This is a genomic window from Microcoleus sp. S13C4 (assembly GCF_036700865.1).
GTDB lineage: Bacteria > Cyanobacteriota > Cyanobacteriia > Cyanobacteriales > Microcoleaceae > Microcoleus.
The window spans coordinates 1-17,279 of sequence record NZ_JAUBPS010000022.1; the positions used below are offsets into that span (position 1 = coordinate 1).

A 17,279-nucleotide genomic window follows, 5' to 3' on the forward strand; every position below is an offset into this window, starting at 1 on the left:
TAATAATTAAGTGGGGTCGTAAAATCAAAAATAAGGGCAATGCGTGTATCACAGTTTAAATGTGCAACAGCTTAGAGCCAATTTATTTGTTAAAGATGACTTGTCCGAGTACGGGACACCTTCACGCTTTGCGAGTGCCGCCAAAAGTGCGATCTGCTAAAGAAGCGATTAGCTGGGTAAATTGGGGAATAGATCCCGAAGAATTTCAAGTCCAGACTTGAGGGGAAAGCATCCAGGATACAAGCCCCCAGATTCATCCGTCCAGAAATAAAAAATGTGTACCCTATGAAACTTGCCCCCCGAATTGATCCGTGGGGTCAATGCTTCAATGTAAAATCTAAAATCTAAAATCTAAAATCGATTGACGGGAAAGTTTAGAGTTTTAAGCGCGCGAGTTTACAGTTAAAGAATTACAGCGCCACAAAAGCAGCGTTCTGCACAAGTCCAGAACAATTAAAAAATGTAGATTTGCAGCCACCGCTTGATACTATGTATTCTGGCAGCTAAAACCCACAACTTCAAATCGACATGAGCCAGCATTCAGACCGCATTGCCCCTCACGGCGGCATCCTGGTCAACCGCATTGCCACACTAGACCAAAGACAAGAATTTTTCGACAAAGCAGAAGTCTTACCGCGAGTCCAGCTTTCGGATCGATCGATCTCTGACGTGCAAATGATCGCCATCGGCGCCCTGAGTCCCCTCAAAGGGTTCATGAACGAAGCTGATTATCGATCGGTCGTTAAACAAATGCGCCTCTCCAACGGCCTTCCTTGGTCGGTTCCCATCACCCTCAGTGTCAGCCAAGCAGTAGCCGACACCCTCAAAGAAGGAACTTTAGTGCGCCTCGACTCGCCGGCGGGCGAATTTGTCGGACTCTTGGAACTCGCAGAAAAATACCACTACAGCAAAGAAGAAGAAGCCCTCAACGTCTACCGCACCGACGACCTCAAACACCCGGGCGTCCAAGTAGTAGACCAATCCGGGCCCGTTAACCTCGCAGGCGACGTTTGGTTACTGGAACGCGAACTAGACGCCCGGTTTCCCCAATACCAAATTGACCCGGCGAAATCGAGAATACTGTTCAAAGAAAAAGGATGGAAAACCATAGTCGGTTTCCAAACCCGAAACCCCATCCACCGGGCACACGAATACATCCAAAAATGCGCCTTAGAAACAGTAGACGGCTTGTTTCTGCACCCGCTAGTCGGGACGACAAAAGAAGATGACATCCCCGCTGATGTGCGGATGCGCTGCTACGAAATTCTGCTAGAAAAATACTATCCAAAAGATCGCGTAATTTTGGCAATTAATCCGGCGGCGATGCGCTACGCCGGGCCACGAGAAGCAATTTTTCATGCTTTAATCCGCAAAAACTACGGCTGCACTCACTTTATCGTGGGGCGCGATCATGCTGGAGTTGGCGATTATTACGGCACTTACGATGCCCAACATATTTTTGATGAATTTGAACCCGGAGAATTGGGAATTGTGCCGATGAAATTCGAGCACGCTTTCTATTGCACACTGACAGAACAAATGGCTACCACTAAAACAAGCCCAAGCACTCCCGAACAACGGGTGCATTTGTCGGGAACCAAAGTTCGGGAAATGCTGCGCGCTGGAAAATTGCCGCCGCCCCAGTTTTCCCGGCCGGAAGTCGCGGCAGAATTAGCCAAGGCAATGAATATTTTCAATTACGAGATTTAGATCTTGAAATGTGGTGTGGGCGACATTCTGAATAGTTGTGAATTTTGAGTTTTGAGTTTAAATTTTACAGTTTTAAACTTAAAGCTCAAAAGTTAAAACTTAAAAACTCCCTTAATACTAAACACTCACAATCTAATTAATTCCCCTAAAATTATTGAGGGGAATTTAATTGAAAATTCAAAACTTAAAATTCAAAGCTATTTAAAAATGGGACTGAAGCGGCGGGAATTTTTGCAGCAAGCTGGCCGGGTGCTGGCCGCCATCGGAATCAGCGAGGCTTTGTGGCTGCGGTGGGACGATCGCTACCTCCAAGCCTTAGCCCAGCCGACAGCCCGCAAATTGGCTTTGTTGGTGGGTGTTGATAAATATCCTGACTCGCCCCTGCGCGGCTGCGTCACGGATGTGGAATTGCAGCGGGAACTGCTGATATATCGGTTTGGATTTGCGCCGTCGGACATTCTGACTTTGACTGACGCTCAAGCTACCAGGGACAATATCGAGACGGCTTTTGTGACTCACTTGAGCGAACAAGCAAAACCCGGTGACGTGGTAGTTTTTCACTTTAGCGGCTGCGGTAGTCGAGTCAGTTTGGCTGAGTCTCGGGGAATAATGCAAAACAGTTTGGTACCGGCGGATGATGTTTTGCCGCTGTTAGCAAACCGGGCGGTGAACGATATTTTAGAGGAAACGCTGCTGCTGTTGATGCGATCGCTCGCAACAGAAAATGCGATCGCCATCCTCGACACCAGCTACACCTATCCGGGTTTCCCCAAAAACGGCAACTTTCGCATACGCTCCCGCCCCCGCCCCACCATCGGGGAGCCAAGCCTCGCAGAATTAACGTTCGCCCAAGACCTCCGCTCCCGCCCAAATCTCCGTCCTGCGGCCACCGTACTTGCCGCGGGTGCGGATTCCCAACTCGCCGCCGAACAAGAGTGGAACGGATTTACCGCAGGTTTGTTTACCTACGCCCTCACCCAAACTTTGTGGTGGGCAACTCCCGCTAGCAGCTTCAGCGTCAGTTTCAGCCGCGCCGCGGGTAATGTCGAGCAAATCGCGGGGTTATCACAGCAACCGCAAATTCGCCATCACGATTTAACAGCCGCGCCGGCGGTGAATTTTTCAAATTTAATTTTGAATTCCCCTGCATCTGACGGCGCTGTGACGGCGGTGGAAGAGGGGGGCAAAACTGTGCAGTTGTGGCTGGGGGGGTTGTCGCCCGGGGTTTTGGAGTGCTGCGGGGGTTCTGTGTTTGCTGTGGATTCCTCGGAGGGCGCGAGGCTTTTGCTGCGGGGACGCACGGGCCTCTCTGCTAAAGCCCAAGTTTTAGACGGGTTCGATCGAACTTTCGGCCAATTAACAGTCGGCGAACTGGTGAGGGAAGAAATTCGGGTATTGCCGCGAAACATCGGTTTGACAGTAGCTTTGGACTCTGGTTTGGAACGCATCGAGCGGGTGGACGCCACCAGTGCTTTCTCGACTTTGCCGCAACTTGCGGCGGTAGGCAGCGAGCAACCGGCTGACTGTCGGTTCGGCAGAGTCCCGGAAACGACTTTAGCCGAAACAGTCTCGGCTCACGAGCCTGCTTTGTCTCAAAGCCGTTACGGTTTGTTTTCTTTGGCTCAAATGCTGATTCCCGATACTAAGGGCGACGGCGGAGAAGCAGTCAAGGTGGCGGTGCAGCGATTGACTCCGCAGTTGAAAGCGCTGCAGGCTGGGAAGTTGCTGCGGCTGACAGTCAATGAGGGGTCTTCACGCCTGAAGGTGCGGGCGGTTCTGGCAACTCTTGCACCGCAAGCGCGGGCTGTGGCGCAGCGAGAGCCGGTGCGGGCCGGCGATGATTATCGGCTGGAACCGCTGAGCGGGGAAAGTGAGAAATCCGCCAGCGCTCATATACTAAGTTTGCCAGAGGGCAGCCGATTTTGCTACCGTTTGTATAACGACAGCGATCGCCCGGTTTACTTTGCGGTGTTTTGCTCGGACAGCGCGGGACGGCTGTCAGTGCTCGGCACTGAGGGCAAAGAATCTGTGGGAGTTATGTCGCGGGCGATCGCTCCTGGGGAGAATGTGACGGTGCCGGCGGCTGGGGCGATCGGGTGGGCGGTATCTGCGCCGATCGGACTTGCGGAAATTATTATTATATTTAGTGAGACTCCCTTCGCTCAAACTCTGGCTGCAATAGAAGCCGAAACGCAGCAAACGAGGGATGCCCTGCCAATTCGAGTGTTGTTGAATCCTTTAAATGTGGCGCGGGCGGTACTCGAAGATTTGCACGCGGCTAGCATTCCGGGGGTGCAGAAAGTGGGAATCTCGACGGATGATTTGGCTTTGGATGTGAATGTTTGGGCAACTCTGAGTTTTGTTTATCGGGTGGTTTAATTGAAAAATGGCGACTTGGGAATGTTTTCTATAACCTATAATCCGAATCTATCCCAGTACGAAATCGATATTCACTTCCACATCAGGAAAGGCGAGCGACGCAACTTGTTGACCCCGCCAAAATTTTTGGATTAAACTGTAACCATTAGGAGTTGGCTGGCGGTAAACTTCTAAACATTGTGCCTCTATATCTACCAGCCAGACTTCTTGAATTAGCGATCGAGCGTAAATCAGAACTTTCACATCTCGATCGTAATCAACCGTGCTATCGGATACTTCTATTAACAGCAAAACTTCTGACGGTACTGGATGTGCTGTTGAATAGTAATCAGCCCGGGGTTGCAGCAATACTACATCAGGTTGGGGTTCGGTTCGCTCGCTCAACTGGATGGGGTTTTGCACATCCAGAAAAGCCCGGTTTCTGGGAATTTCGCTGAACAGTCCGATGAATCGTCTCACACAGGAAGCATGACGAGTTCCAATGGCTGCCATTTGGATAAGTTCTCCTTCTATCAGTTCAACCCGATCGCCCTCGGAAAGAATACCAGCTTTGCCCATTAAATGATATTCTTCTACGGTCAACAACCTTTTGAGTAATTGCACTGCCATAACCCACCGCCCTGCTAATTATTATTTCAATTGTAGTCGCTCTGCCAAGGAAAAAGTCATGTTCAGCGGTCATGGGTAACTGGTAATTGGTAACTTGTACTGCCCTTCGACTTACTCCGGCTACGCTCAGCACGAGTCGCTCAGGAACCGCGTACCCGAAGTATGGGGAATGTTAACAGTCAACTGTCAACTGTCAACTGACTGATAAAGCTTTTCTACCATTTGAGCCAAGCGTTTCATGGCAGTTTCAATCTCATCATTTGTCGCGGTCAAACTGATGCGTAAACACTCATGTTTGTGCTGCCAATCTTCCCGCAAACCGGGGAAGAAAGAACTTCCTGGCACGACAATTACGCCGACTTTTTTCAACTCTTGATACAGTTCCCAATCAGTCATTGGCAAATCTTTCAGCCACAACCACGCGAAAATTGCTCCTTCGCCCCGGTGCAAAAACCACGGCAAATCTTTCGGCATTGCTTGTTCTAGAGTGGTTTCTACGATCGCAAATTTACTTTGATAGTACGGCCGAATTACGTTGATGGAGATGTCGGCAAGAGCACCGGAAGCAATGGCACGAGTTGCGATCGCCTGTCCGTATCTCGGCGAATGAATGCACATATTGGTCTGAAAACATTCTAATATTTGAATGATTTTTTCATCGCCGATCGCAATTCCGATTCTTTCTCCCGGCAATCCGGCTTTCGACAAACTCATACAGTGCACGATATTGCCCCCAAAAATCGGCGTCATTTCAGTAAAATTCAAGGACGGGAACGGAGGGCCGTAGGCGGAATCAACGAACACCGGCACGTCGAAAGCTGCCGCTAAATCGGCAATTTTCTTAACTTCGTCGTCGGTGAGAACGTTGCCGGTGGGGTTGCAGGGACGGGAAAAAATGACGCAACCGGTGGTTTGGTCGATCGACAGTTGGCTGAAATCCGGGCGGTATTTGAACCTGTGCGCGGCTGCATCAATATCGAGGGTGGGTTTGCAGGCGACTACCGCTTCGGGAATCAAGCTAACGCCGCCGTAACCCGTGTAGTCTGGGCTCAGCGGTAAAACAATATTTTTAAGCTGTTTGCTGGTAGTGTAGCCGCCGAAAGCGTTGGCTGCGTAGAAGTAAATCGATTGACTTCCGGGAGTAATTAAGATATTGCGATCTGTCAAATTCAATCCGTAACGCTGGTTGAAATCCGCCAAAACCGCATTGATAAACGGCTGATAACCTTGACTGGAACCGTAGCGACAAACCACCTCGCCGTATTCCGGGCTCGCCAAAAGTTCCGCAGTGCAGTCGCGCCACAACTGCTCGACTTCCGGCAAAATCACCGGATTTCCGGCGCTCAAATTGATAAACTCCTGCCCGCTGCCGGCTCTGAGAGTTTCAATAATATCTTTCATAATTGCCCGAACTCCCGTGAGGTGGGACATCTGAGCGCCAAATTGAGTCAGGGCAGGGTTCATAGCAAATGCAGCGACAATGATAGAAGTTTACAGTTTATCTATAATAACTCCAGTCGCAGGCGTTAGCGTAGCTTGGCTGGGGCATGGGTTGTTGATCGAGCGTCTGACTAATTCAATAAACTCGATCGCACAGCGTTTTGTTTCTTCCCCTGTGCACGCGCCGGAGCATAAGATTCAGGGCATTTGTGGAGCCGGATTGATTGATCGAACAGTGTTTTTTGCCTAAAAATTAGCGAACAGAACAGCAATCTCTAATTCAAGAGTTGTGGTAAGATTTCACGCCGTCGCGCCCGATGAATTGCCGACACTTGACAACAACCATTGGGAGAATCTAAAATTAGCCCTAGAACCCGATCGCAACAGAATTTTATGGGCTCCTGTTACTGCTATAATTACAGGTTTAATCCAGCCTCAAGAATCAGATTTGTTGCTAACTCATCTTCATGATTCGCGGTTTGCTGACAGCGGTGCATTTTATCATCAATCCCACTCAAGCCAAGATAACTCGTAACATCGCCCTTTGAGTGGTGTTACATAACAAATACGTAAATCCAAACCAAAATTAACTGCCGTAAATTTAAACAAAACAATGACACACTTTCCACTTGTAGAATACGAGCAACTTACCGATCCTAAAGCGAAAGCAGTGTACGAAGAAATATTGACAGACTTGGGGTTTGGCATCGTCCCCAACCTGTTCAAGTCAATGGCAATCAACCCTGACCTATTAGAAGCAAATTGGAAAAAATTCCGGGGAACGATTCTGCAAGGAGACTTACCTCGCACGCTTAAAGAAATGGTCGGCGTCGCTATTTCCCAATCAAATAATAGCGAGTACGCTCTCCAAGTTCACCTGCACGGATTGTCAGCCTTGGGGATGAGCGAAGAACTACTGCGAACCCTAGTTTCTGACTTTGCAAACTGCCCTTTGCCAAAACGTGATAAAGCCGTAATTACCTTTGGCTTACTGGCTGCTACAAAACCCCTGGAAATGACAGAAACTGATTACCGAAACCTGCGGGATTTAGGACTTGATGATTCAGAAATCTTTGAGATTATTGCGACAGCAGACTTGTTTAGCTTTGTCAACCGATATACTGATGCAATAGCCCTCGAAATAGATGCTTTGTAATCTATATTGTATACCCATATTATGGGCGATCGGCTAGAAGATCAAGATCGAGAAGAACTTCTGTTGACAGCCCGGCGTTTGTTAGCAGAAGCTCAAGCGCTTTCCATCCGCATTTCAGCTGTCAACGAAGTTGCCACTGCCATTAACCGCACCCTCGATCTCAACCAGATTTTGCGGGTACTAGGCAAGCAAGCCAAATGGTTGCTAGACTTTGAACACTGTAGCGTTTGCCTGCACAGCACTAACACTTGCATGACCTTATTTGGCCGGCATATCCCTGTAGATATTGGAGCCCTCCCAGAGGGTGGGCCTATTCACAAGGCTTTCACCACACGTCAACCTCAATTAATTCAAGAAGCGGGTGCTACTGCTATTTTATCTCCCTACGCTTCGCAAATTATCATTCCTTTGGAAAGTGAAGGTAAGATTTTAGGCACAATTAATTTTGCCACAACCAAGCCACGAGCTTACACTCAAGAAGATTTACGAATTGGCTATCTTTTGGCTTTGCAACTATCCTCAGCTATCCGCAATGCTGAACGTTTTAAAGAGATAAATAGCCTGTATTCCGAACTCGATGCCGAAAAGCACAAATCTGATCGGCTACTGTTGAACGTGCTGCCGGTTGAAATTGCCGAGGAACTCAAAAATAACGGCAAAGTCGAACCACTTTATTATGATAACGTATCGGTTTTATTTACTGACTTTAAAGGCTTTACTCTGTTATCTGAAAAAATGACGCCGCGAGAGTTAGTTGACGAACTAGATTATTGTTTTTCTTATTTCGATCGCGTGATGGATAAATACTCTATGGAAAAACTGAAGACTATTGGCGACAGCTATATGTGCGCTGCCGGAATTCCTACGCCTCGCCCAACACACGCCTTTGACGCTGTACTTGCTGCCATAGAAATTCGACAGTTCATGGATTTGCGGAAATTGCAGAAAGCTCAACAAAATATCCCTTATTGGGATATCCGCATTGGCATTCATTCAGGCCCAATACTTGCTGGGGTAATTGGCCATAAAAAGTTTTCCTATGATGTCTGGGGAGATACAGTTAATATTGCCTCTAGGATGGAATCTTCCGGCGTACCTGGAAATATCAATATCTCTCACGACACGTTCAAATTAGTTAGAGATTTTTTTGAATGCGAATACCGAGGAAAAATTTATGCTAAAAATAAAGGCGAGTTGGATATGTATTTGGTTCACCATCTTAAATAAATTGGGGAATGGCTAATTGCTAAGGGAAAATGGCTAAGCGAGCCTTTATTCGATTTTAGATTTTAGATTTTAGATTTTGAATTTTGGATTTTAGAATGGGGAATTACTGATTACTACCACGGTTTGGATCGCGGGCCTACAGTTGCCGTTTTTTTGACTGGTGTTAGATATAGCAATCCTCGCATCAGTCGTAATTTTTTTACCCCACCCCAACACTCCCTTTGGTAAGGGGAGGGAGTAAGAAATTTACAAAGGATTTAGGATTGCTATATTGAAATAAAACTTAAAGATGAACTGAGAATATATCGCTAGAAGTTTTTTTTGAGAGTTCGGTATTGTATCGGATTGTCACCAGGCTATACTAAAATAATCGAGTTAGAGATTTTAATTTTTAATTATTTATGCGTATTTGGCAAGCCGATTTTTACCGCCGCCCTCTCCAAGACGAAACTGGCAAACCACTGTGGGAACTCTTAATTTGCGACTCCGAAGGCAGTTTTCAATTTAGCGCTGTTTGCCGCCAGGGGGACGCAAATTCTAATTGGCTAGCCTCGCAGTTGCAGCAGCAAGCTCAAACTCAGAAGTTGCCGGACTTAATTCAAGTATTTAGGCCTCAGTCTCTGGGCTTAATCGAAGCTGCGGGCAAAGTTTTGGGCGTCAAGGTAGAAGCGACTCGGCGCACAGTGGCTCTGAAATTGCTGCTGCAACAACGCGCAAAAGAATATTCGAGTATGCCTAACTATACAGGTGAAACTTACAGTGCGATCGCCCTCGACTCGCCGCCGCCCGTACCCTTACCCGAAAACCTCTGGGGCGATGGCTGGCGTTTTGCTTCCCTACCCGCCGGTGACATTGAAGAGGCTTTCCAAGGGCGTCCCCTGCCAATTTTGGAAATGCCAGAATTGCTGTTACCGCTGAATTTGGGCTTGGCCTCAACAGTACCCGTACCGGGAGTTGTGATTGACGGTGGACGCCAGTCTATGCGCTTGGCTAGATGGCTTCAGGACGCCAAACCTTTTGCTTTGAATTATATCGCTGGAGAACCCGACGGATTGATATTGGAAGCTGGGTTAGTAGATAGGTGGGTTGTTGCTACTTTTGAAGATAGCGAGGTGAAAGCGGCCGCCCAAATTTACCAACAGCGCAAGCAATTAAGTAAAGGATTACATTTTTTGTTAGTGCAGCCCGATGATAGTGGCATGACTTATACAGGCTTTTGGCTGTTGAACTTTGAACGATAAGAGGGAAATAATATTATTTGTGATGTAGATTCATCGCGCGCCGAAAAATAGTAAAACATCGCCCGAACTGAGTTCCCGGAGATACAGACTTAAACACAACTTTTAAAATAGCTTCTTGAGCTAGTAAGAGATAGTGTAGCAAAGTTATTCCACAACTAAAATCAATCCGTTTCGGATGCCCTGACACACTCGGTTGATGTGAGAGTGGTCTTTTTCGTTAAGACCTTTTTCGGCTAGCATTGCTGACTTCAGCAGCCGTCTGTCAAGGGGGGTAATTTGCCGAAAAGCAAAGATGCGCTGGACGATCGCCTCGATCGAGATTTTGGGGAAGTTAGCAGAGCTGACTGTCATGATCTTAACAGGCTAAAAGTAGATAACATAACTGTGTACCTTTATTTTTAAAGATTTGGTGAACTTATAGTGTGATTGAAATCACATATTTTTAGTGACATTATAGTGTATGTCGGGTGACTATTGTCACGAAATCTTCAATTATCTTTACGCCAAGTTAACGATGGCCCGATAGAATCACTCTTGTAAAACTCAGGCAGAAAGTAAAAATGGCACAAGCAAAAATCGGAATAATCGGCGGCAGCGGTTTGTATAAAATGGAGGCCCTCAAAGATATTGAAGAGGTGAAAATTGATACACCTTTTGGAGCGCCATCGGATGCCGCAATTGTGGGAACATTGGATGGTACGCCGGTAGCATTTCTGGCAAGACACGGCCGCAATCACACTTTTTTGCCGTCAGAAGTGCCTTACCGGGCAAATATTTATGCCATGAAGAGTTTGGGAGTTGAGTATTTAATCTCAGCGTCGGCGGTTGGTTCCCTGAAAGCAGAGGCGAAACCTTTAGATATGGTAGTGCCGGATCAGTTTATCGATCGTACAAAAAATCGAGTTTCTACTTTTTTTGGAGAAGGAATAGTCGCTCACATCACATTCGGCGATCCGGTTTGCGGCGAATTGGCAAAAGTATTGGCAAGTGCGATCGAATCCTTGAACCTCACCGACGTTACCCTGCACCGGGGCGGCACTTATGTCTGCATGGAAGGCCCCGCATTTTCCACAAAAGCAGAATCCCACCTTTACCGCAGTTGGGGGGCGACAGTCATCGGAATGACAAATTTGCCCGAAGCAAAATTAGCTAGAGAAGCAGAAATTGCCTACGCAACTTTAGCATTAGTCACCGATTACGACTGCTGGCACGAAGATCACGACAGCGTAACTGTAGAAATGGTAATAGCAAATTTGCACCGCAATGCAGAGAATGCTCAAAAAGTCATTCAAGAAACAGTCCGTAGACTAACAGAAAATCCCCCCGTATCTGATGCACATTCAGCTTTAAAATATGCAATTCTGACTCGGCTGGCTCAAGTGCCGGCGGCAACTAAGGAGAAAATGGGTTTGTTGTTGCAGAAATATTTGTAATTAGTCATCGGTTTCGCGCCAGTAAATGCCGCACTCTTGAGCGATCGCATACTATCCGTCGGGGTCATGTCAACTATCTAATCGTGAAAGTAATTTTACGAGCAGTTAAGGACCCCGATAAATGATGAATAATTGCTATAACTTCCTCTCGTGTGAGAACAGTTGGCATAGAACGACTTCTTTTGGACCGTACTGTATCAACTTGTAAATCTAATTCTAAGTTTCGGCTTTTTGTGACTTAGGAGTTGACTATACGAAAAATTTCGCTATAATAAATATTTGGCTTGCTTAGTCTAAGGAAACAGCAATCTCTATAAATTTTAGGTGTGAAGGAAAAGTCACATTGGATTTCACACCACAAGTTAGGAATACAGCAAACTAGCCAGATCTCCATCGGGGTGATTGAATAGCTCGTGAAATACATGGAGTCAAAAACGTGCCAGATAGTCACAATATTAATGAAGTAATTTTTGAAGAGAGAGATACTGAAATTTTCAATATCCCTGACACTAAAACCAAGCTTTCAACACTGCAAAATTATTTCTTCCCTCGGCTAGAGACGTTACTGCGTTATACACTTGATGTTGTGGCGCTAGTCTACGATGTGAATCCATACGAGAGAATGACTTTTGCCTACTCTCCAAGTCATCGAGATAAAGCAAAGGAGAACAAAGACTATGGCTTTGTTCATATTGGAATTATTGCAAAACGGGGTGACAAACCGCTCAAAATTCTCAAGAGAAATGGACAGCCATTCTTTCATCATCCCACTTATCTGACGTTTAAGGTATTTCCTAGTGGAACAATTCATGCTGAGCTAATGCCATTTCGTCAAGGCGTAGATGATGCTTACGTGGCAAGAATTTCCAAACTTGTCGCTAAGTATAGCGAGGTTTTAATGCCACTATTATCGGTAGCACGTATTTCACATACGACGTATAATCCTGAATTTGAAGTTCTGCCTCTTCATCAGGCAATTGTGCCTGATGAAGTAGGATCAGAGGCTATAAGGTTGATATCACCAAAATACTACTTTCCTGTCAGGCGAGGGCGAGGATTGTATGAAATAGTTATTGCATTCATCCTCTTATACGCTTTAGCAGAATCATTTATTTTTATTGGTGAAGGACGAGAACCTCAGCTTGAAAATAGGCTTGAGCAATTCAAAGAATTTTATTTAGATAGCAGAAATCCCGAAAATGACATAGAAACAGAAGAAAGCGAGGAGGAAGATTTTGATTCTTCAGAAATGCCTGAACTAGACAGTTATTCTTTTGTGAGAGCAGGTAAATGGTGGACTGTACTTGCTAGAGATAAATGGAAATGTCTTAGCTGTGGTAGATCGTCAAAAGAAGATGGAGTTTTATTGGAAGTTGACCACATTATCCCCCGCTCAAAAGGTGGCTCTAACGATATCAGTAATCTACAAACTCTTTGCAAAAAGTGTAATATTGGCAAAAGTAATCGAGATAGCACAAGACTTGGTATGACTTCTGATGAATTGATAGATCGAATGTAGATAGCGTAATTTTTCGGTGCGTGACTTTTATGAGTCACCCGTGATAAATTTGAAATGATTTGTGGTCACGCAGCCTAGAATTACAGCTATTAACTTATCAACTGCTTGAACGCATCGTGTTCACGAATCTTCTCCAAATCAGCTTCACTTTTGGCCAACTCTTTACACACATTCGGATTGAGATTGAGGGCGCGCTTTAAATTTTCAATGGCTAATTCAATTTTACCTTGTAGGGCATAACATCGGGCTTTATTGTACCAAATTCTGTAAAAGTCAGGTCGAATTTTAGCAGCATTGTCGTAGGAAGCGATCGCCGCTTCGTATTGTTGCAATTTGGAGAGCGCAACGCCTCGATTGTTCCAAGCGTCAGTATAATCATTTTTAATTTGTAGGGCTTGATTGTAAGAAATTACTGCTTGTTCGTACTCCTGCATTTTGGAAAAAGCAACGCCTCGGTTGTTCCAAGCATCGGCATAATCTGGTTTGGCTTGAATTGCTTGTTCGTAACAGCCGATCGCCTCCTGGTACTTCTGCAACTCCAACAATACTACGCCTCGATTGTTCCAAGCGTCGGGATAATTGGGGCGAATTGTAGTAGCTTGTTCGTAAGAGGCGATCGCCTCTGGATACCGCTGCATTCTTGTGAGCACTACTCCCCGGTTATTCCAAGTATCGGCTAAATCCGGCTGAATTTGCAGGGCCTGATCGTAAGCTGCGATCGCATCTTGATAACGGTTTTCAAAGAAACAAGCATCTCCCTGTTTAGCATAGTCGCCCGCCGTCAATAACTTTTGGTAATTGCCATAGTTAACCGGAGCAAATTCTTGAATTTGGGCATCGGGGAATAAAAGGTCTGTTTCTGCCTCTGCCGGGTGACTTTGCTGTTGAATTTCGCCTAAGATAGTTTCAGCGTCCGAAATTAATAGTTTTAATTGAGAGATTGTATCGTAATGGAGACTTTCAATTTCTTGGCGGGCAATTGTTGTCTGCTTGGACAATTTGCTCCACAGAAACCAAACCCCGACTCCGACTGCTGTCGGAAACAAAGTGAGGGCAATTATCAGCCCGTTAAGCAGTGCCGCCGTGCGCCCGAAAGCAATGTCAACTTCTTCTTGAACTCGATCGCGAATTTCTTCTTTAACTTGCTGCTGTGAGAATTGCTGCTGAACCAACAGTGGCGCCGTCGGTTCAGAGGCAGAAACGCTACTGGCGCAGACTAGAATAGTCGAAAGGGCGATCGGGCTAATACTTTTTCTAAAGATACTTGACAAACGCATTGCCTTAGTGATAAGCACCTGAGTTGCGATTTCCATGTGTCAAGAGATGCTGATAACGATGATCCCAGACTAGCCCATTTGTTCAAAAACTATTAAATACAGGATATCTGTTGTGCAGTCCCCTCCGATCAAATTGCTGACGCAAGAATTGCTAGACGAGGTTGCCGCTTCCTCCCGCCGCAATCCCCGCCAGCGACAAAACTACAATTTCCACGATTTGTCTGAAAAAGTGCAGCGGTTTGTCAACGTACTCCAACCAGGCACTTACGTCCGCCCTCACCGACACCTGCGCCCGCCGACAGTTAACGGTTTTGAGTTTTTTGCCGTGATTCAAGGAGAAGTGGGTATTATTATTTTGAACGAAAACGGTCAAATCCTGCGATCCTTGCGAGTCAGCGCGGCCGGCCCGACTCGCGCTGTCGAACTGCCAGAGGGCACTATTCACACGTTAGTAGCTTTGACACAGGATACTGTTATTTTGGAGTTTAAGGAAGGGCCTTACGACGTGGGGGCTGATAAAGACTTTTTGGCAGGTTTTCCTGCTGAGGGAACTGCGGCGGCGCGAGAATTAGTCCTGATTTGGGAAGCGGAATTTAACACTTGACTGTTGACTGTTGACTGTTGGCTGGTGACTGTTGACTGTTAAAAACCTAAAATCTAAAATCTAAAATCTAAAATCTAAAATGGATCGACTGATTACTAAGGACTGATGAATCTAATTGTCGTCATCCGATTGTATAAATCCGGGGCGGTGCGAATGATTTTTCTCAGAAGTTCATCCGTCACCCAAAAGACGAGGGGAAACGAAAATGTTTTGCTGAATTCGCTGCATAGTAGGTTGGTAGAAACGAGCAATCGATCGATCGTCTCCACTGATTCTAAACCGAGAAGCATTAAAGCTGGAGGCTGTTCCCCGTCTATTTCTGCTGCGATTGTCCTGTAGAGAGTTGTCGCCGATTTGGGCAAAAACAGTTGCTGCGGTTTCACGGGACAATTTACTTGCAGCCGATCGACTATTTGCTGCCGCAAAGCCAGCGAGTTGCAGTTGACTAAAACGAAAGAAAAGTAGCCTTGGGAAAGACGCAGCGTCCTAATTAAAGTTGAGAACGACCGCTCGTTATATTTAGCTGCATCGTCTTTAGCTGTATTTTCTGAGCTTTGCTCTACAAACATAAATTGCATACTTTTTATCTAGTTTTAGAGATTTTCTAGATTAAATGATGTTTCTAAAGAAAATGTGAAGATCGAAAATTTATTTTTCATTGAAAAACATTTGGGTAACTATACCACGGTTTTAAATTAATATCAATAGTCCACTCGAAATAGTCCGATCGACTAATTTGGCTTGAACCCACTCAAAAAGCCACCTGCGACGGCACAATACAAGTATAGCCGAAGGAAGAAGCATATTTCGCAAGGGTTTCAGCAATTAATAACGTTCTAAATATCTGGCACGATTGCTAAATAAAATGTAATTAAACATACAAAAAAATCACCGGGAATTCTCAGCCAGCGGCAAAGTAAACCAAAAACTTGCCCCAGCACCAGGAGTGCTAATTACCCCTATTGTGCCGCCATGAGCAACAATAATTTGCCGACAAAGATATAGACCCAAACCCAAACCGACCGAGTGTCGGGATTGCTCACCCCTAACGTAAAGGTCAAAAAGATGTTCGCACTGTTCCGGCAATATTCCCGCCCCGTCATCTTCCACGGTACAGTAAATCATCCTAGTTCCCGAATTGGGGATTGGGGACTGGGGATTTGTAATCGGTAATTTGTCGATGTCTGGTTTTGCTGTGCTTGGATTTATAATTAATTTATCCGCCTTAATTACTTTCGCCGAAACTGTTAAATTCAGCCCGGGTAGATTGTGTTTCAAAGCATTAGCAATCAAATTAGATAAGACTCGCCATAACTGAGTCTTGTCAGCCTTCACGGCTGGCAAATCATCCGGAACCAAATTTTTAAAAGTAGCTTTACCCTCATTTATTAAAGGCTCCAAATCGGTAGCAGCAGCTTCAACTATCGCCCTCAAATCAACCCGCTCGCAGTGCAAAACCAAACCACGCAATTCCCCGGCGTGAACTTCCAACAGCGAATTTATCAAGCGCAATTGCTGCTCGCTACCTTGAATCATCCGCTCCAAAATAGAACGGGGAATTGCGATCGCATCCCCAGGTTTCGTCTGCCAATTTTTCAGCACCATTAACATTCCCGCCACCGGGTTTCGCAAGTCGTGAGAAAGAGCGTGGATAAACAGCCGCAGCGATTCTTGTGCCTGTTTGCGCTGCGTGATATCCTCAATTAAACCCTCATAATAAAGCACGGCGCCGCTGCTGTCCCGTACCGCCCGCGCCTTCTCAGAAATCCAGACAATACTGCCGTCTGAGCGGTAAATTTTAGATTCAAAATCCGATACTGTGCCGCTTTCCTCGATCGCTCGCAAAAACTCATTTCTGCGAGCCGGATCGACGTACAACTGCCGCTCAATATCAGTAAACTTTTCCGTCACTTCTTCCGGGGAATCGCAGCCGTAAATCCGCGCCAAAGCTGGATTTGCAGTAATATAACGGCCATCGGGAGTGCTTTGAAAAATTCCCTCGCCCGCATTCTCAAAAATGCTGCGGTACTTCGCCTCGGCCACCTCTAACTGCTGGTAAGCAGATTCCAACTCACGCCTGGTACTAAACTCTTTCCGTTGCAGACATTCGTACCAATAAACGGACAAGTCACATATCAAACAAAACCAAAACAAATATAAGTACAACCCGGTCAACTTAAAAGGAGTATACTTAGCAAAACTTAGATTTAAAACCAAATTTATCCCGACGTGGCAACACAAAACGCCGAGTTGAGAAATCAGGTGGAGGCGCCAGCGGACGGGCATCAGCGTAGCTTGGATCAGAAACGCTAAAGTCCAGGTAAAAATCGGTACTTCCCCGGCTTGTGCGACGGCTAACCCAAGCTGTACAACGAGCGTCAGCGACCACGAAAAACCCAAAAATAGCCAACCGGGGTAGCGCTGTCCGAAGGAGGTTTTTTGCAACACGAAACAGGTCAACAAACCCAATTCTACAGCCGCGCTCGTGTACAAATAAACACTTTTAAACTCCTGGCGAGCGAAGAATCTTTCGCCCAGAAAATAGACCGTTATTGTGAAGGCAAAAAAGATGGCAATTCCCACAGCAGGGCGCAGCCGCTCTCGGAGGAAGCGATCGCGCCACACCTCGTAAACCGTTAACGCCTGAACTGATTTTGCATTGCCCAAATAGTTCATACCATTTT

At 46.1% G+C, this 17,279-nt stretch carries 15 protein-coding genes and 1 pseudogene; 10 read left to right on the plus strand and 6 right to left on the minus strand.

The window, feature by feature from the left end; genetic code table 11:
* Positions 1-71 precede the first annotated feature (71 nt).
* The 3 genes and pseudogenes from QT996_RS11690 to QT996_RS11700 all read left to right on the plus strand — a co-directional run.
* Positions 72-221, plus strand: a pseudogene (locus QT996_RS11690) (DUF6745 domain-containing protein); the annotation flags it as partial.
* Positions 222-528: 307 nt separating this feature from the next.
* Entirely contained in the window at positions 529-1,710 is a 1,182-nt protein-coding gene (gene sat, locus QT996_RS11695; RefSeq protein WP_333046714.1) for a sulfate adenylyltransferase, read from the plus strand.
* A gap of 207 nt (positions 1,711-1,917) precedes the next feature.
* Positions 1,918-4,089: a caspase family protein gene (locus QT996_RS11700; protein ID WP_333046715.1), complete on the plus strand. Its 2,172-nt coding sequence runs from the start codon at positions 1,918-1,920 to the stop codon at positions 4,087-4,089.
* 48 nt (positions 4,090-4,137) lie between these two features.
* On the opposite strand, the gene QT996_RS11705 is transcribed toward QT996_RS11700, so the two are convergent.
* Together QT996_RS11705 and QT996_RS11710 are read right to left on the minus strand one after the other, a co-directional pair.
* The gene (locus QT996_RS11705; protein ID WP_333046716.1) at positions 4,138-4,698 is read right to left on the minus strand and encodes a Uma2 family endonuclease; all 561 of its coding nucleotides are present in this window, start codon (positions 4,696-4,698) and stop codon (positions 4,138-4,140) included.
* 186 nt (positions 4,699-4,884) lie between these two features.
* A complete protein-coding gene (locus QT996_RS11710) occupies positions 4,885-6,162 on the minus strand; it encodes a valine--pyruvate transaminase (RefSeq protein ID WP_333046717.1) in 1,278 nt (425 codons plus the stop codon).
* 265 nt (positions 6,163-6,427) lie between these two features.
* On the opposite strand from QT996_RS11710, the gene QT996_RS11715 reads away from it, so the two are divergent.
* The 4 genes from QT996_RS11715 (at position 6,428) to QT996_RS11730 (ending at position 9,762) form a co-directional block, all read left to right on the plus strand.
* Complete coding sequence (locus QT996_RS11715; RefSeq protein ID WP_333046718.1) at positions 6,428-6,673, plus strand: hypothetical protein; 246 nt, start codon at positions 6,428-6,430, stop codon at positions 6,671-6,673.
* A gap of 78 nt (positions 6,674-6,751) precedes the next feature.
* Complete coding sequence (locus QT996_RS11720) at positions 6,752-7,294, plus strand: peroxidase-related enzyme (RefSeq protein ID WP_333046719.1); 543 nt, start codon at positions 6,752-6,754, stop codon at positions 7,292-7,294.
* 6 nt (positions 7,295-7,300) lie between these two features.
* Positions 7,301-8,521 (plus strand): adenylate/guanylate cyclase domain-containing protein, encoded by a 1,221-nt coding sequence (locus QT996_RS11725; RefSeq protein ID WP_333046720.1) that lies wholly within the window; start codon positions 7,301-7,303, stop codon positions 8,519-8,521.
* Between the two features lie 401 nt (positions 8,522-8,922).
* Complete coding sequence (locus QT996_RS11730; protein WP_333046721.1) at positions 8,923-9,762, plus strand: Tab2/Atab2 family RNA-binding protein; 840 nt, start codon at positions 8,923-8,925, stop codon at positions 9,760-9,762.
* Between the two features lie 144 nt (positions 9,763-9,906).
* Here the strand turns inward: QT996_RS11730 and QT996_RS11735 are convergent, their stop codons facing one another.
* Positions 9,907-10,113: a hypothetical protein gene (locus tag QT996_RS11735; RefSeq protein ID WP_333046722.1), complete on the minus strand. Its 207-nt coding sequence runs from the start codon at positions 10,111-10,113 to the stop codon at positions 9,907-9,909.
* A 209-nt stretch (positions 10,114-10,322) separates the two neighbouring features.
* Between QT996_RS11735 and QT996_RS11740 the strand changes: the two genes are divergently transcribed.
* Positions 10,323-11,195: an S-methyl-5'-thioadenosine phosphorylase gene (locus tag QT996_RS11740; RefSeq protein WP_333046723.1), complete on the plus strand. Its 873-nt coding sequence runs from the start codon at positions 10,323-10,325 to the stop codon at positions 11,193-11,195.
* Positions 11,196-11,631: 436 nt separating this feature from the next.
* The gene (locus QT996_RS11745; protein WP_333046724.1) at positions 11,632-12,714 is read left to right on the plus strand and encodes an HNH endonuclease; all 1,083 of its coding nucleotides are present in this window, start codon (positions 11,632-11,634) and stop codon (positions 12,712-12,714) included.
* A gap of 89 nt (positions 12,715-12,803) precedes the next feature.
* On the opposite strand, the gene QT996_RS11750 is transcribed toward QT996_RS11745, so the two are convergent.
* On the minus strand, positions 12,804-14,009 hold the full coding sequence (locus QT996_RS11750) for a tetratricopeptide repeat protein (protein WP_333046725.1): 1,206 nt from the start codon (positions 14,007-14,009) through the stop codon (positions 12,804-12,806).
* 94 nt (positions 14,010-14,103) lie between these two features.
* On the opposite strand from QT996_RS11750, the gene QT996_RS11755 reads away from it, so the two are divergent.
* On the plus strand, positions 14,104-14,595 hold the full coding sequence (locus QT996_RS11755) for a WbuC family cupin fold metalloprotein (RefSeq protein ID WP_333046726.1): 492 nt from the start codon (positions 14,104-14,106) through the stop codon (positions 14,593-14,595).
* Between the two features lie 95 nt (positions 14,596-14,690).
* Here QT996_RS11755 and QT996_RS11760 read toward each other — a convergent pair whose 3' ends face one another.
* Together QT996_RS11760 and QT996_RS11765 are read right to left on the minus strand one after the other, a co-directional pair.
* Positions 14,691-15,173, minus strand: a complete 483-nt coding sequence (locus QT996_RS11760; protein WP_333046727.1) for a hypothetical protein — start codon at positions 15,171-15,173, stop codon at positions 14,691-14,693.
* Between the two features lie 310 nt (positions 15,174-15,483).
* Positions 15,484-17,271 (minus strand): PAS domain-containing sensor histidine kinase, encoded by a 1,788-nt coding sequence (locus tag QT996_RS11765; RefSeq protein WP_333046728.1) that lies wholly within the window; start codon positions 17,269-17,271, stop codon positions 15,484-15,486.
* Positions 17,272-17,279: the final 8 nt, after the last annotated feature.

Bases quoted from the DNA above. Each gene is read 5' to 3' on its own strand.
- QT996_RS11700 (WP_333046715.1), top strand. From the start codon at position 1,918: ATGGGACTGAAGCGGCGGGAATTTTTGCAGCAAGCTGGCCGGGTGCTG.
- QT996_RS11730 (WP_333046721.1), top strand. From the start codon at position 8,923: ATGCGTATTTGGCAAGCCGATTTTTACCGCCGCCCTCTCCAAGACGAA.
- sat (WP_333046714.1), top strand. From the start codon at position 529: ATGAGCCAGCATTCAGACCGCATTGCCCCTCACGGCGGCATCCTGGTC.
- QT996_RS11705 (WP_333046716.1), bottom strand. From the start codon at position 4,698: ATGGCAGTGCAATTACTCAAAAGGTTGTTGACCGTAGAAGAATATCAT.
- QT996_RS11735 (WP_333046722.1), bottom strand. From the start codon at position 10,113: ATGACAGTCAGCTCTGCTAACTTCCCCAAAATCTCGATCGAGGCGATC.
- QT996_RS11765 (WP_333046728.1), bottom strand. From the start codon at position 17,271: ATGAACTATTTGGGCAATGCAAAATCAGTTCAGGCGTTAACGGTTTAC.
- QT996_RS11710 (WP_333046717.1), bottom strand. From the start codon at position 6,162: ATGAACCCTGCCCTGACTCAATTTGGCGCTCAGATGTCCCACCTCACG.
- QT996_RS11720 (WP_333046719.1), top strand. From the start codon at position 6,752: ATGACACACTTTCCACTTGTAGAATACGAGCAACTTACCGATCCTAAA.
- QT996_RS11740 (WP_333046723.1), top strand. From the start codon at position 10,323: ATGGCACAAGCAAAAATCGGAATAATCGGCGGCAGCGGTTTGTATAAA.
- QT996_RS11760 (WP_333046727.1), bottom strand. From the start codon at position 15,173: ATGCAATTTATGTTTGTAGAGCAAAGCTCAGAAAATACAGCTAAAGAC.